At 69.5% G+C, this 12,350-nt stretch carries 13 protein-coding genes; 7 read left to right on the top strand and 6 right to left on the bottom strand.

Annotated elements, in window-relative coordinates; genetic code table 11:
* Positions 1–16: 16 nt before the first annotated feature.
* A complete protein-coding gene (locus ACYVIO_RS25615) occupies positions 17–772 on the bottom strand; it encodes an alpha/beta fold hydrolase (RefSeq protein WP_460653416.1) in 756 nt (251 codons plus the stop codon).
* A 113-nt stretch (positions 773–885) separates the two neighbouring features.
* On the opposite strand from ACYVIO_RS25615, the gene ACYVIO_RS25610 reads away from it, so the two are divergent.
* A complete protein-coding gene (locus tag ACYVIO_RS25610) occupies positions 886–1,974 on the top strand; it encodes a heavy-metal-associated domain-containing protein (RefSeq protein ID WP_460653415.1) in 1,089 nt (362 codons plus the stop codon).
* Between the two features lie 498 nt (positions 1,975–2,472).
* On the opposite strand, the gene ACYVIO_RS25605 is transcribed toward ACYVIO_RS25610, so the two are convergent.
* Positions 2,473–3,147, bottom strand: coding sequence for a FadR/GntR family transcriptional regulator (locus tag ACYVIO_RS25605; protein ID WP_460653414.1), 675 nt, complete (start codon positions 3,145–3,147; stop codon positions 2,473–2,475).
* Between the two features lie 875 nt (positions 3,148–4,022).
* Here ACYVIO_RS25605 and ACYVIO_RS25600 point away from each other — a divergent pair.
* The 3 genes from ACYVIO_RS25600 (at position 4,023) to ACYVIO_RS25590 (ending at position 7,404) form a co-directional block, all read left to right on the top strand.
* A complete protein-coding gene (locus ACYVIO_RS25600; protein ID WP_460653413.1) occupies positions 4,023–5,381 on the top strand; it encodes a 2-isopropylmalate synthase in 1,359 nt (452 codons plus the stop codon).
* A gap of 84 nt (positions 5,382–5,465) precedes the next feature.
* Positions 5,466–6,851, top strand: coding sequence for an MFS transporter (locus ACYVIO_RS25595; protein ID WP_460653412.1), 1,386 nt, complete (start codon positions 5,466–5,468; stop codon positions 6,849–6,851).
* A 100-nt stretch (positions 6,852–6,951) separates the two neighbouring features.
* Entirely contained in the window at positions 6,952–7,404 is a 453-nt protein-coding gene (locus ACYVIO_RS25590) for a nitroreductase family deazaflavin-dependent oxidoreductase (RefSeq protein WP_460653411.1), read from the top strand.
* 4 nt (positions 7,405–7,408) lie between these two features.
* Here the strand turns inward: ACYVIO_RS25590 and ACYVIO_RS25585 are convergent, their stop codons facing one another.
* Genes ACYVIO_RS25585 through ACYVIO_RS25575 form a run of 3 tightly spaced genes read right to left on the bottom strand, consistent with a single transcriptional unit; the run spans position 7,409 to position 10,049 of the window.
* The gene (locus ACYVIO_RS25585; RefSeq protein WP_460653410.1) at positions 7,409–7,990 is read right to left on the bottom strand and encodes a GerMN domain-containing protein; all 582 of its coding nucleotides are present in this window, start codon (positions 7,988–7,990) and stop codon (positions 7,409–7,411) included.
* The gene (locus tag ACYVIO_RS25580; protein WP_460653409.1) at positions 7,987–9,351 is read right to left on the bottom strand and encodes a sensor histidine kinase; all 1,365 of its coding nucleotides are present in this window, start codon (positions 9,349–9,351) and stop codon (positions 7,987–7,989) included. The genes ACYVIO_RS25585 and ACYVIO_RS25580 overlap by 4 nt, the downstream gene beginning before the upstream one ends.
* Positions 9,348–10,049, bottom strand: coding sequence for a response regulator (locus ACYVIO_RS25575; protein ID WP_460653408.1), 702 nt, complete (start codon positions 10,047–10,049; stop codon positions 9,348–9,350). Before ACYVIO_RS25575 ends, ACYVIO_RS25580 begins: the two co-directional genes overlap by 4 nt.
* A 141-nt stretch (positions 10,050–10,190) precedes the next feature.
* On the opposite strand from ACYVIO_RS25575, the gene ACYVIO_RS25570 reads away from it, so the two are divergent.
* Positions 10,191–10,505, top strand: coding sequence for an STAS domain-containing protein (locus ACYVIO_RS25570; protein WP_460653407.1), 315 nt, complete (start codon positions 10,191–10,193; stop codon positions 10,503–10,505).
* Complete coding sequence (locus ACYVIO_RS25565) at positions 10,502–10,984, top strand: hypothetical protein (RefSeq protein WP_460653406.1); 483 nt, start codon at positions 10,502–10,504, stop codon at positions 10,982–10,984. The genes ACYVIO_RS25570 and ACYVIO_RS25565 overlap by 4 nt, the downstream gene beginning before the upstream one ends.
* On the opposite strand, the gene ACYVIO_RS25560 is transcribed toward ACYVIO_RS25565, so the two are convergent.
* Entirely contained in the window at positions 10,971–11,579 is a 609-nt protein-coding gene (locus ACYVIO_RS25560; protein ID WP_460653405.1) for a TetR/AcrR family transcriptional regulator, read from the bottom strand. The genes ACYVIO_RS25565 and ACYVIO_RS25560 overlap by 14 nt on opposite strands.
* A gap of 58 nt (positions 11,580–11,637) precedes the next feature.
* Between ACYVIO_RS25560 and ACYVIO_RS25555 the strand changes: the two genes are divergently transcribed.
* Positions 11,638–12,318: a haloacid dehalogenase type II gene (locus ACYVIO_RS25555; RefSeq protein ID WP_460653404.1), complete on the top strand. Its 681-nt coding sequence runs from the start codon at positions 11,638–11,640 to the stop codon at positions 12,316–12,318.
* The last annotated feature ends 32 nt before the right edge of the window (positions 12,319–12,350 follow it).

Raw genomic sequence — 12,350 nt, 5'->3', positions numbered from 1 at the left:
CCCTTCCCGGCGCTGATCAGTTCCTGAGGAACGCGAGGGCCTGGCGGCGGAACTCCTCCGGGTTCTCCAGCCAGGGGTAGTGCGCGGCGCCGGGCACGATCAGCCGTTCGGCATCCGGAAGCGCCGCGAGCAGGCTGTCGGCCACGGACGGCGGGCGAAGATCCAGCTCACCGTGGAGCAGCAGCGTCGGCGTGTCGACCTTCGCGCAGGCACCCTTCCGATCCGGCCGACGCTTGAGGTCGGCAACGAGTGCATCGGCTGCTTCTTTGTTCGGCGTGAAGCGCGGAGTGTTGAGCTGCCGGGCGAGATCCATCGCAGTCGCACGATCGGCAAACCCGGTGGAGATCCGCGCCAACCACTCGTCGTCGTACGACTCAGCAGCAAGGATCTCCGCGACGCGTTCCCGGTACGACGGCGGCGGCCCGTCCAGCCCGGTGCTCGCGACCAGCAGCAACCGCTCGACGGGAAAACGCTGCGCATACTCGAGCGCCAGCGCCGCACCCCACGAGTGCCCGACCACCCGCACCTCCGCCCCGCCGATGACCGCCGCCAGGTCAGCGACGTACCGATCAACCGTGAACGGCCCTCGTACGTCGGACCGCCCAGCTCCCCGCTGATCCCACTGCCACACCGTGAAGTCGTCCGCCAACATCGCGGCCAAGTCGTCGAGGTAGTCCCACCAGCCAGGCCCACCGTGCACCAGTACGACGACCGGCCCGGCCCCCGTCACCCGCGTCCACAACCGGCACCCGTCGTCGGCGACCACCGTCATGAATCCTCCATGTTTGCATGATTTGGTAGTGATTGTTACAGACGGACACGCGGTGTGACCAGCAACCTCCAGCCCTTCCCAGGAGAATGGACAAGTCCCCAGGGGAGGCGCCGATGTCCGACTACCACCGCGCGGCAGCCGCCCGCATCCTGGCCGAGTCCATCGCCCCCTGGACTCCCGATCTCCCACCACCCACGCCGTGGACCGCCGAGCCCGACGTCACCCCGCTCTCCCCCGATGGCCGACTCACGACCGCCCAGCGCAACTACCTGGATCTCCCCGTCGCCAGCAGCGCGACCCACCGAGTCCTGTGGCACGACAGCACAGGCGTACTCAACGTCGCCCACTGCAGCGCCCTCGGCCCGATCGTCCCGATCGCCGCCCGCGAAACCACCGTCGCGCTCCGCCAGGCCCTCCCCGCACTCACCCCGTTGAGCGCCGCCGACCGCCGCATCATGACCGCGACCACCACCGACGCCGACCCCCGCGAGATCCTCGCCGTCGGCTTCGAAACCACCGCACGAGCGCTGGTCCAACACGCCTACCTGTTGCGGGTGGCGGTCGCTCCGAGGGCGCAGGAGCACGAGGAGCTCGCCGGCAGCACGCCGTACGACGACCCAGCCACCTTTGCCCTGGCCCTCCGCGACTCCGGCATCTTCGCCGTAGTCGCCAACACCTGGCACTGGGGCCTGCAGTCATCCACGTTCCGCCGCGGCATGATCCCGATCGCTTTCGAGTCCCGCCCCGACGGCCACCTCCGCTACACCGCCGAGTCGACGGCAACCCTCCGCACGCTAAAAGCCCAAGCGATCGCCGCACGCGAAATCCCCCAGTACGCCAACCTCCCCACCGGCGAACTCCCCCGCTGCCTGGCGAACATGACCACCTCAGCCCCACCCCTGCTGCCCGCCCTGGTCGACCTCTTCATCACCACCTTCATCACCCTGCTGAACGCAGTCACCATCTCTCACGAGGAGCCCACCATGACCCTCCCCGACGTGGTCTTCGAGGTCCCCGACATGACCTGCTCCCACTGCACGAACACCATCACCACCGTCCTGCAAACCCACGGCGTCACCGTCACCGACATCAACCTCGACACCAAACGCGTCAGCGCCACCTTCCCCACCCCCGAAATCCAAGCCACCTGCTACGCCGCCATCGAAGACCACGGCTACACGGTCGTCTCCTCAGCCGGCTAACAACTTCCCCCACGCGAGCTACGCAGCCGCCCTTCGTCGCTACGCTCCTCAGCGCGACAGCTACGCCCGCTCCCACCCACCCACCGGCTTACCGCCGGCACAGTGGCCTGCTGTCGCAGGCGCTTGCCGGCTGGCGCCAGCACTTCCCGGCTACCGCCGGGGTTTCCGGCTACCGCCGGGGTTTCCGGCTACCGCCGGGGTTTCCGGCTACCGCCGGGGTTTCCGGCTACCGCCGGGGTTCCGGCTACCGCCGGGGTTTCCGGCTACCGCCGGGGTTCCGGCTACCGCCGGGCTCAGCTCCGCTGTCGCCCCATCGCCGGTGCGCCATGCCCTCACGTGCATTAGCTCAGCTCTCGACGTGCGTTAGCGCGACAACTTCAATGTAGTTGCTACGGGCAAGCACTTCGATATCCGGCCGACGACCTGTCCGCCAGGGCCACGCGGCCAGTCAGCGTCAACCCCGGTCCCCAAGTCGTCCTGCGCAGCCCCGCCGCACCCTCAGCCCGGCAGCAACCCACTCCGCACACCAGCGAGATGCGCCCGGCTCACCCCCGACGCCAACTCCGCATCCTTCGCGCGGATCGCCTCCACGATCGCCGCATGCTCAGCCTGATCCCCACGGTGCTGCGCCTTCGTGTCCAGCTTCAGCATGTCCACCATCGCCCGTCGTACCCGCGGCACGAAGCTGTCGAACAGCTCCCCCAGCACCGCATTGTGCGCCGCAGTCACGACCGCCCGGTGGAACGCCAGATCCGCCTCGATGTACTCCTCATCCCCCAAATCCGAAGCCGCCCGCGCCCGATCAGCCAACGTCCGCTTCAACGCCCGCAGATCACCAGCCGTACGCCGAGAAGCCGCCAGCCGCGCCGCCTCGGTCTCGATCGCCAACCGCCCCTCAAGCACATCGGAGATCGCAGCCCGCCGCAGCACCTGGTCCCAGTCCTCCACCGGCTGCGTCCCGACCACGAACACCCCAGACCCCTGCCGGCTCTCCAACACCCGCCGCCCAGCCAACTCCCGAACAGCCTCCCGCACGGTCGACCGCCCAACCCCCAACTGCGCCGCCAGCGTCGTCTCCCCCGGCAGCTTCTGCCCCACCGGCCACTCCCCCGCACCAACCCGGCGGAGGATCTCCTCAACAGCCTGCTCGGCCAGCGGTTGTCGGCGAATCATCCACCCACTCTAATTCCTCAGCTTGTCTGAGGAGTCTTCTCACTCCCCGACCCGCGAAGCCAGACCAGACCCTCCCCACACATGCCACACACTCGCCCCCGTCGCCACGCCGGCGCTGTCCATCCACCGAGTGGCACGGTAACCCCGCCGACCACAGGCGGCCCCCGCACCGCCTGCATCCCTGCCGGCCATAGGCGGTCCCCGCCGCCGGCATCCCCGCACCGCGAACATCCCTGCGACCGCAGGCGTCCCCCGCAACCGCCGGCATCCCCTGTACTCCCCGGCCCCCTGCTGCCGCTGGCCATCTCCGACTGCCGCCGACTGCAGACAGCCGGGCCCCGTCGACACCCACCACTGATCAAGCACTCCACCGGAGGTCGGCTCCCGTCTGAAACCACCGCCAGGGACGTGTTGTCGAAAGGTTGATCAGTGGTGGCCGTCGGACCTGCCGAGCCAGGCGGAGCCAGGTGGTCGGGGCGGAGGCAGGTGGTCGGGGCGAAGACCAGCGGGGGCCGGAGGCAGGTGGTTGGGGCGGTGGCAGGTGGCCGGGGCGAAGATCAGCAGGGGCGGCGGCCGGGTCGGGGGCAGGCACAGGTTGAGGCGCGCGGGGGCGGGGGCGGGGGCAGGCGGGGCAGGCGACGGCGAGCGGGGCTGACCCGGGGCCGGGCACGCAATCCGCGCAGCGCCGGCGGTCGATCCCCACTCCTCTAACTCCTCAGCTTGTCTGAGGAGTGCTACCTCATCTAACATCAACCCCATGTCCACGCGCCGTCTCCTCCTCAGCTGCCACGGCGGGAGCTGAATCGACCGGCGCCCCTCCGTGGAGTGCTGGTGTGCGCCGGTCCCCGAGCTCGTGACCGCAAGGACATCTCCACATGAACTGGAACCGGCAACAGCCGTCGCCGATGCCGCACCACCGTTACCGCTCCGCCTTCGACCGCGTACATGTACCACCGATCGAGCGTGACTGGCCGAGCAACCGCACCACCACCGCTCCCCTCTGGGTCCCCGTCGATCTCCGCGACGGCAACCAGGCGCTGGCCGAGCCGATGGACCCGGCCCGCAAGCGCCGCTTCTTCGACCTGCTCGTTGCCATCGGCTACAAAGAGGTCGAGGTCGGCTACCCGTCCGCCTCGCAGACCGACTTCGACTTCGTGCGCCAACTCACCGACGTCCCCGACGACGTCACCATCGTCGTCTTCACACCGGCCCGCCGTTCCCTGATCGAGCGCACGCTCGAGTCCGTCCGCGACATCCGTACGCCGGTAGTCGTCCACCTGTACGCCGCAACAGCCCCACTGTGGCGCGACGTCGTCCTGCGTCGTACCCGCGACGAGCTGACCGACCTGCTCCTCGACGCCGCCGACGACATCCTGCGTCTCGGCCAGGAGCGCGAGAACCTCCGCTTCCAGTTCTCGCCCGAGGTCTTCAACCTCACCGAGCCCGACTTCATCCTCGACCTGTGCAACCGGCTGACGACCCGCTGGGACGCGACCCCCGACCGGCCCGTCGTACTCAATCTGCCGGCCACTGTCGAAGTCGCGACGCCGAACATCTACGCCGACCAGATCGAGTACATGCACAAGTCGCTCGATCGCCGCGACAGCGTCATCCTGTCCGTCCACCCGCACAACGACCGCGGTACCGGCGTCGCCTGCGCCGAGCTCGCCGTCCTGGCCGGAGCGCAACGCGTCGAGGGCTGCGTGTTCGGCAACGGTGAACGCACCGGCAACGTCGACCTGGCCACGCTCGCCCTCAACCTCTACACCCAGGGCGTCGACCCGATGATCGACTTCTCCGACATCGACCACATCCGCGCGACCGTCGAGCACTGCGCCCGTCTCCCGATCCCGGCCAGACATCCGTACGTCGGCGATCTGGTCCACACCGCGTTCTCCGGCACCCACCAGGACGCCATCCGCAAGGGCCTGGCCGAACACACCCGCCGAGCGCAGCAAGCCGGCGTACCGGAACGCGACCATCCCTGGGACGTCCCCTACTTGCCGATCGACCCCGCCGACCTCGGCCGCACGTACGACGCGGTCATCCGCGTCAACAGCCAGTCCGGCAAGGGCGGCATCGGCTACCTCCTGCAGACCGAGTACGGCGTGAAGCTGACTCCGGACGAGGAAGCCGACTTCGCCCGCCACGTCCAGCACCACACCGACCGCACCGGCCGCGAGACCACCGCCGCCGAGCTCCACGCCCTCTACCAGCAGGTCTACGCCTCCTGACGAACCCTGCTCGGGCCGACACCACCGTCGGCCCGAGCAGATCGCGGGTCGACACATCGAACCTTCTGGTGCTACTTTCGGAACATGTTCCGAAACTTGCAGAACAAGCCTGCGACCACCCTCGCCGTGGTCGCCGTCGTGCAGTTCATGGTGTCCCTCGACCTCTCGGTCGTGAACGTGGGACTTCCCCAGATCGCGAACGGCCTCGGGTTCAGCGCGACCGGAGTGACGTGGGTGATCCACGCCTACGCGCTCACCTTCGGTGGCCTCCTGCTGCTCGGCGGCAAGGCCAGCGACCGGTACGGGCGCAAGCAGTTGCTGCTCGCCGGACTGAGCCTGTTCGGCCTGGCATCACTGGTCGGCGGCTTCGCCCAAGAGCCCGGTCACCTGATCGCCGCCCGCGCCGCCCAAGGGATCGGGGCCGCCATGCTGGCTCCGGCTGCGCTCGCGTTGCTGGCGACCACCTTCCCGAGCGGCCGCGCTCGGGTGCGGGCGTTCGGCGTGTGGAGCGCGATGAACGCGGCCGGCGGTGCGCTCGGCGTACTGATCGGCGGCGTGCTCACCCAGTACGCGAGCTGGCGGTGGGTGATGTTCGTCAACGTCCCGATGGCCGCCGTCGCGTTCGCGCTGGCCTGGGGTGGAGTCGCCGCGGGCATGGCTGTACGCCGGGGCCGCCCGGACATCCTCGGCGCTCTGCTCGCAACGGCCGGGATGACGACGCTCGTCTTCGGCGTCGTCCGCACCGACCGGCACGCCTGGGGCTCGCCGACCACACTCATCACGCTCGCGATCGCCGTCGTACTGCTCGCCGGCTTCGTCCTCGTCGAGCGGACCACCCGCCGCGAACCCCTCATCCGGCTCGGCCTCTTCACCAACCGCTACGTGTCCGGAGCGAACGCCTTCAACTTGCTCGTCGGTACGGCGATGACGTCGTCCTTCTACTTCATGTCCCTCTACCTGCAACGCGTCCTCGACATCGGCCCGGCGCTGACCGGCCTGATGTTCCTACCGTTCGCCCTTGGAGTTGTCGTCGGCTCGGTCCTCGCGATCAAGCTCGGCTACCGCTTCCCTGCCAAGAGTCTCCTGATCGGCGGCGCACTGCTGACAGCGATCGGCTTCGCCTGGTTCGGCCAGATCAGCCCCGACGGCCGCTTCCTCACCGACGTCCTCGGCCCGTCGATCATCGCCAGCATCGGCTTCGGCCTTTGCCTGGGCCCGCTGGTCGCCACCGCCACGACCGACGTCGCACCCCACGAAACCGGTACGGCGTCCGGCCTCCTCAACAGCTCCCGCCAGCTAGGCGCTTCCCTGGGCCTGGCGGCCCTCGGTACCGCCGCCCACCAGCACACCGAAACCACCGGCTCCCTCAACGACGGCTACGCCCTAGGCCTCACCGCCTGCGCCGCCGTCCTACTGGTCGCCGTCCTCATCGCCGCCATCTCGCTACCCCGCACGAAGCGTCACGCTTGACCCGGCAACCACCCGCACGACCAGCGGCTTCGGCCCGGCCGACACCCTCCGCCAGCTCCGCCGACCTGAAGGTCCGTGAAACCCCTGGCAGGGTGGGGGGATGGCGACGAAACGGATCCCCCGCCGGCTGGCGCGAGCGCCCATCCCGCTCTTCCGCCACGGCTTCGGCTGGTTGCTCGGCCCCCGCGTTCTGATGTTGGAGCACCGCGGTCGCCGCTCCGGCCTTGCCCGGTACGTCGTCCTCGAGGTCATCGGACGAACGCCGTACTCGGTCACTGTCGTCTCTGGGTACGCCGGGAAGGCCCAGTGGTTCCGCAACGTGCGGGCCGATCCGGCGGTGCGTGTCTGGACCGGCCGCCGCGTCGGTGACGCCGCCCGAGCCGAGGTCCTGCCGGCCGACGAGGCCCGCGACACGCTCGAGGACTACCGGCGGCGTCATCGTCGCGCTGCCCGGGCGCTCGGCAAGGTGCTCGGCATCGACGACCTCACCCGCGACACCGAGCTGCCGCCCGACATCGCCGACCGCCTTCCGCTCGTCCGGCTGACGTTCTAGCAGGTCAGCCGGCGCGGAGGGCGGCGTAGTCGGCCGCGGTCAGGGGGTTGGTGGTGAGGGCGCCGTCGGCCAGGAGCGCTTCGACGGGGAGGCCGTCGCGTTCGAAGGTGACCTCCTTGACGGTCGGGATCGTGGTTGCGGACAGGACGATCTGGGCGACGGCGAGGACGTTCTCGGCGGCCGAGCCGCCGGTTTCGCCGATGAGGCCGATCACCGCTCTGTTGCCGTCCAACGTGGTGACAGCCAACTGCAGACCGACGGGAAGCGCCGAGGAGATCCCGCTGGCGCGCTCGCGTTCGGTCGGGCCGGCGACCAGGGCGGCGACGATCGCGGCCAGCCGGTCCTGCGCCGGGCCGTTCGGCACCTCGCGCACCGAGCGCACCAACCGGTCCTTGCGGACGAAGTTCACCACCACGCTCACCTGCCCGGGCCCAGCCGTCGGCGGCGACACATCTCGCGGCAGCGCGGTCCCCTGCAAGCGCGACGGCAACGCCTCCGGCCTGATCTCCACCGGCGACTCCTGCGTCGGCACTCCACACCCACCAACCACCAGTACGACGACCAGCCCCACCACCCAGCGCTTCACCGCCGTACCTCCGGCAGCCGTACGACGAACCGCGCGCCACCCGAAGCAGACGCCTCACACCACACCGCACCACCATGCGCCGCCGCTGTCTCCGCGACCAGCGCCAACCCCAACCCGGTCCCCGACGACGACCCTCGCCGGTTCGGCCCGGTCGCGAACCGCTCGAACACCCGCTCCCGATCCTCCGGCGGAATCCCGCTCCCCGCGTCGTCCACCTCAACCAGTACGTCGGTCCCGGACCGAGTCACCACCACAGCCGTCGCCCCGCCACCGTGCCGCGAGGCGTTCTCCAGCAGGTTCCGGAACAACCGTCCCAACCGCGCCTTGTCGCCGCGCACCTCGATGCCCTCGGCCCCCTTCACCAGCGCCGGATCCCCACCGACCTCGCCCACGACGTACTGCAACAGGTCGTTCAACGACACAGTCGCCTCAGACCCCAAGTCCAGCCCAGCATCCGAACGCGCCAGCTCCAGCAGGTTGTCCAGCAACCGCCGGAACCGATCGAGATCCGCCGAGATCAGGTCCAGCAACTGCTGCGACCGCGGCGGCAGCTCGTCCCGCCGCGCGGTGAGCAGATCCACACTCCCCACCAGCGTCGTCAACGGCGACCGCAGCTCATGACTCACATCCGCCGCCAGCCGCGCGTCCCGCTCGATCCGCTGCTGCAGCGTCTGGACCATACTGTTGAACGAGGCAACAATCGTCGCCAGCTCCGGATCCTCCGTCGGAGGCAACCGCGTGTCCAGCTCGCCACCCGCGATCGTCGCCGCCGCGACCGCCACGCGATTCAACGGAGTCACCACAGACCGACTCGCCCAAGCCCCGAGCGCCGCGCCAGCAGCCGCCGACAGCACCGCCCCACCGATCAGAATGCTGCTCAGCAACCGCAGGATCCCGTCCAGCTCGGACAGCGGCGCGATCTCGTAGAACTCCCCACCCACCACCGGCAGCGGTACGCCGACCACCAACACCGGCCCGTCGGCAGTGCTGAACCGCTGCGTCGCCGCCCGCCCCTCAGCACCCTCGGCCCGCATCTCCGCCGGCACAGCCTCGCGCCCCTGATCCAGCGCCGACCCGTACCACTGGTCCTGCCACTTCAGCACGACCGTGTGCCCAGCCGGCGTACCGGCCGCAGTCAGTACGGCGGACACGTCCGCCCCCGCGGTCTCGAGCCGCCGCTGCACGAACCCGGCGTCCGCCAGCGCCTGGCGCTGGACGACGTCCTCACGCTGCCCGAGCAGGTACCCGCGGGCCAGCGCATAGGTGCTGACGGCAAACACCGTCGACACCAGCAGCGCGACCAGCGCGAACGCGATCACGATCCGGTGCCGCAGCCCGAGCGCCGCGATCGCGCGGTTCACCGCGGGTCCAGCCGGTAGCCCATCCCGCGCACAGTGACCACCAGCAGCGGGCGGCCCGGATCGCGCTCGATCTTGGTTCGCAACCGCCGGATGTGGACGTCGACGATCCGTTCGTCGCCGTAGAAGCCGTGCTCCCAGACCGACGACAGCAGCGCCGGACGACTGAGCACCCGGCCCGGCGGCCGGGCCAGCTCCGCGAGCAGCCGGTACTCCGTGACGGTCAGCTTGAGGTCCGCACCCTGCAGCAGCACCGAGCCGCGCGATCGGGACAGCACCAACCGTCGTACCGGATCAGAGTCCAGTACGACGTCCGGCTCCGTCGCTTCCGTGCTGGTCCGGAGCCGCCGGCGCAGCGCCCGAAGGCGAGCCGTGAGCTCCTTGACCTGGAAGGGTTTGGTCACGTAGTCGTCCGCGCCGGCTTCCAGCCCGGCGACGATGTCGTGGGTGTCGGAGCGGGCGCTGACGATCACGATCGGGATGTCGCTGAGCCGGCGGATCTCCCGGATGCAGGTGTAGCCGTCGATCTCGCCGAGCATCAGGTCGACCAGCACGAGGTCGGGCATCACGGTCCGGACCCGGTCCAGGGCGGCGGGCGTGTCGGCGGCCTCGGTGACCTGATGCCCCTCGTCCTCCAGCGCGAGCCGCAGCACGGTGCGGATGCGATCGTCGTCCTCGACGACCAGGACCTGCAACGCCATCGAACCATCCTCGCAACCGATCGGTAGCAGATGACGACCTGGGCCGTTCTCGTCATCGGATCGTAAAGAAGGCGCTTGATCGTTCTCAACGTCGACGGGGAAGAGTATAGAGATCTTGTCAGTGCCGCCGGGAGGTCCGCCATGACCCGTTCCGTTCACACCCCACCGCCCCGGAAGGCCATCGTGACGATCAGCGAGGCCGAGGTCGCCGCCGGCCTGACCGCCCTGCGATGGCAGCTCAACGACCTGGTGATGGACGGCGCCTGCCTGGTCGTCATCGACGTGTCCGATCTGGACCAGATGTCGTCGACGCTGCTCGCGGCGCTGCTCGACACCCACCGGGTCTGCCGCCGGCGCGGCGGTGGCGTCGTCATCCGGCACGCCAACCGTCGAGCCGCCGACGCCCTGCACCGCACCGGCCTCGACCGGGTCTTCGAGGTCGAGGCCGCGGCGTGAACAATCGCTCGACCAACCGGCGCACCCTGCCGATCTCGCCGACCCGCCGCTGCCTGCGCCGCCCGGGGACGCCGTACTCACGACCGATGCCGCAGACGACCTGCCTGCCGCACGGCCTCGCGATCTCCTGCGCCTCCGAGAACTCGCCGCGCCCCGGCGTCGACTACATCGATCTCGAGGTCATCGAGCTCGTCGACGCCCATACGGCGTACCTCGACGAGCTGACCGGCGCCGGACTCCTGGTGCTCGCCGCCGGCGACCACTCCCTCAGCGAGATCACGCTGGACGAGCTCGACACCCTCGGCTGGCTCGTCCTCGACAACGAGGACGGCCGACCCGAGATCGCAGGCCGCACGGTCGACGGCAACCTCGCGTTCTGCCTGTACGCCGACTTCGCGGTCACGCCCGCGCCCGACTTAGACACCCTCCAGAAGACCCTGACCGCGCTCAACTTCGCAGCCGGCATCAAACGCGGCTGAGCCCGCGAAGGTGGTCGATCGTCGCAGTCAGTACGGCGTACAGCGCGGTCGTGTCCCGTCGTACCTGAGTCATCAGCAGCCCGCCCTGCAGCGCGGTCAGCAGCACGAGCGCCAACTCGTCGACATCTGCCGCCGCGTCCAGCTCACCCCGAGCCTGCAGCGAGGCCAGTCCGTCGCGGATGGCCTCCTCCCACTGCTCGAACGTCCCCATCAACTCGTCCCGCGCCTGAGCGTCGTGGTCCGCCAGCTCCGCGGCCAGTGAGCCGATCCGGCAGCCGCCCGTGTACCCACGCGACCGCTGCAGCTCCACCACCGCGTCCCGCCAAGCCTCCAACGCCTCGAAGCTGTCCAGCCGGCTGAGCAGCGGCTTCTGGAACCCCAGCACGGACTCCGTCTGGTACTGGATCACCGCCTGCACGAGCGACCGCTTGTCCCCGAAGTAGTGGTAGAGCTGCGACGGACTCTTCACGCCCGCGGCCGTCAGCACGTCCTCCGTGCTGGTCCCCGCGACCCCCCGCTCGTACATCAGCCCCGCGGCCGCCGCGACGATCCGCGCCCGCGTCGCCTCCCCCTTGACCGTCAGCTTCCGTTCCACCCGACTAAGCTAACATTTTTAGAACCACCCCTCTATTTTTGGCGCGGAGTTGATTCCGATGACCCAGGTACTCGCGTTCGACGTGAACGAGACGTTGCTCGACCTCAAGGCGCTCGACGGCCGGTTCGAGGAGTTGTTCGGTACGGCGGCGTTGCGGCCGTTGTGGTTCGGGCAGATGTTGCAGCTCGCGTTCGTCGGCGGGCTGACGGGCGCGTACGTCGACTTCACGTCGGCGCAGCGGGCGGCGCTGCGGATGCTGGCGGCGCGGCAGGACGTCGTACTGAGTGACGCCGAGGTGGACGAGACTGTCGGACTGATGTCGTCGCTGCCTGCACACCCGGAGGTGGCTGACGCGTTGGCGCGGTTGGGCGAGTCATCGCTGAAACTGGTCGCGTTGACGAACTCGGTGCAGGACGTCGCCGAGCAGCAGCTGACCAACGCGGGGATCCGGAAGTACTTCGACCGGGTGATCTCCGCGGACACCGTGCAACACCTCAAGCCCGCGCCCGAGCCGTACCAGGCGGTCGCGGCGGCGTTCGACGTACCGATCGGCGAGGTCCGGCTGATCGCGGCGCACAACTGGGACATCACCGGCGCGCTCGAGGCCGGGTGCCGGGCGGCGTTCATCAGCCGTCCTGGCATGGTGCTCAGCCCGCACGGACCCCAGCCGGACCTGGTCGCCGACGACCTGACGGCACTCACCGACCTGATCCTGGAGCGCGACACCTCGACGTCCTGAATCCGGCCAGTTCGTGCCCGGCGGATACAGGT

The sequence above is a fragment of the Kribbella endophytica genome, assembly GCF_054781295.1.
The sequence above is the reverse complement of the archived record's forward strand: the minus strand, read 5'-3'. Positions and strand labels throughout refer to the sequence as shown.

What these genes read in the sequence shown, in the direction of transcription:
- ACYVIO_RS25615 (WP_460653416.1), bottom strand. Translation starts at nt 772, where the DNA reads ATGACGGTGGTCGCCGACGACGGGTGCCGGTTGTGGACGCGGGTGACG.
- ACYVIO_RS25610 (WP_460653415.1), top strand. Translation starts at nt 886, where the DNA reads ATGTCCGACTACCACCGCGCGGCAGCCGCCCGCATCCTGGCCGAGTCC.
- ACYVIO_RS25605 (WP_460653414.1), bottom strand. Translation starts at nt 3,147, where the DNA reads ATGATTCGCCGACAACCGCTGGCCGAGCAGGCTGTTGAGGAGATCCTC.
- ACYVIO_RS25600 (WP_460653413.1), top strand. Translation starts at nt 4,023, where the DNA reads ATGAACTGGAACCGGCAACAGCCGTCGCCGATGCCGCACCACCGTTAC.
- ACYVIO_RS25595 (WP_460653412.1), top strand. Translation starts at nt 5,466, where the DNA reads ATGTTCCGAAACTTGCAGAACAAGCCTGCGACCACCCTCGCCGTGGTC.
- ACYVIO_RS25590 (WP_460653411.1), top strand. Translation starts at nt 6,952, where the DNA reads ATGGCGACGAAACGGATCCCCCGCCGGCTGGCGCGAGCGCCCATCCCG.
- ACYVIO_RS25575 (WP_460653408.1), bottom strand. Translation starts at nt 10,049, where the DNA reads ATGGCGTTGCAGGTCCTGGTCGTCGAGGACGACGATCGCATCCGCACC.
- ACYVIO_RS25570 (WP_460653407.1), top strand. Translation starts at nt 10,191, where the DNA reads ATGACCCGTTCCGTTCACACCCCACCGCCCCGGAAGGCCATCGTGACG.
- ACYVIO_RS25555 (WP_460653404.1), top strand. Translation starts at nt 11,638, where the DNA reads ATGACCCAGGTACTCGCGTTCGACGTGAACGAGACGTTGCTCGACCTC.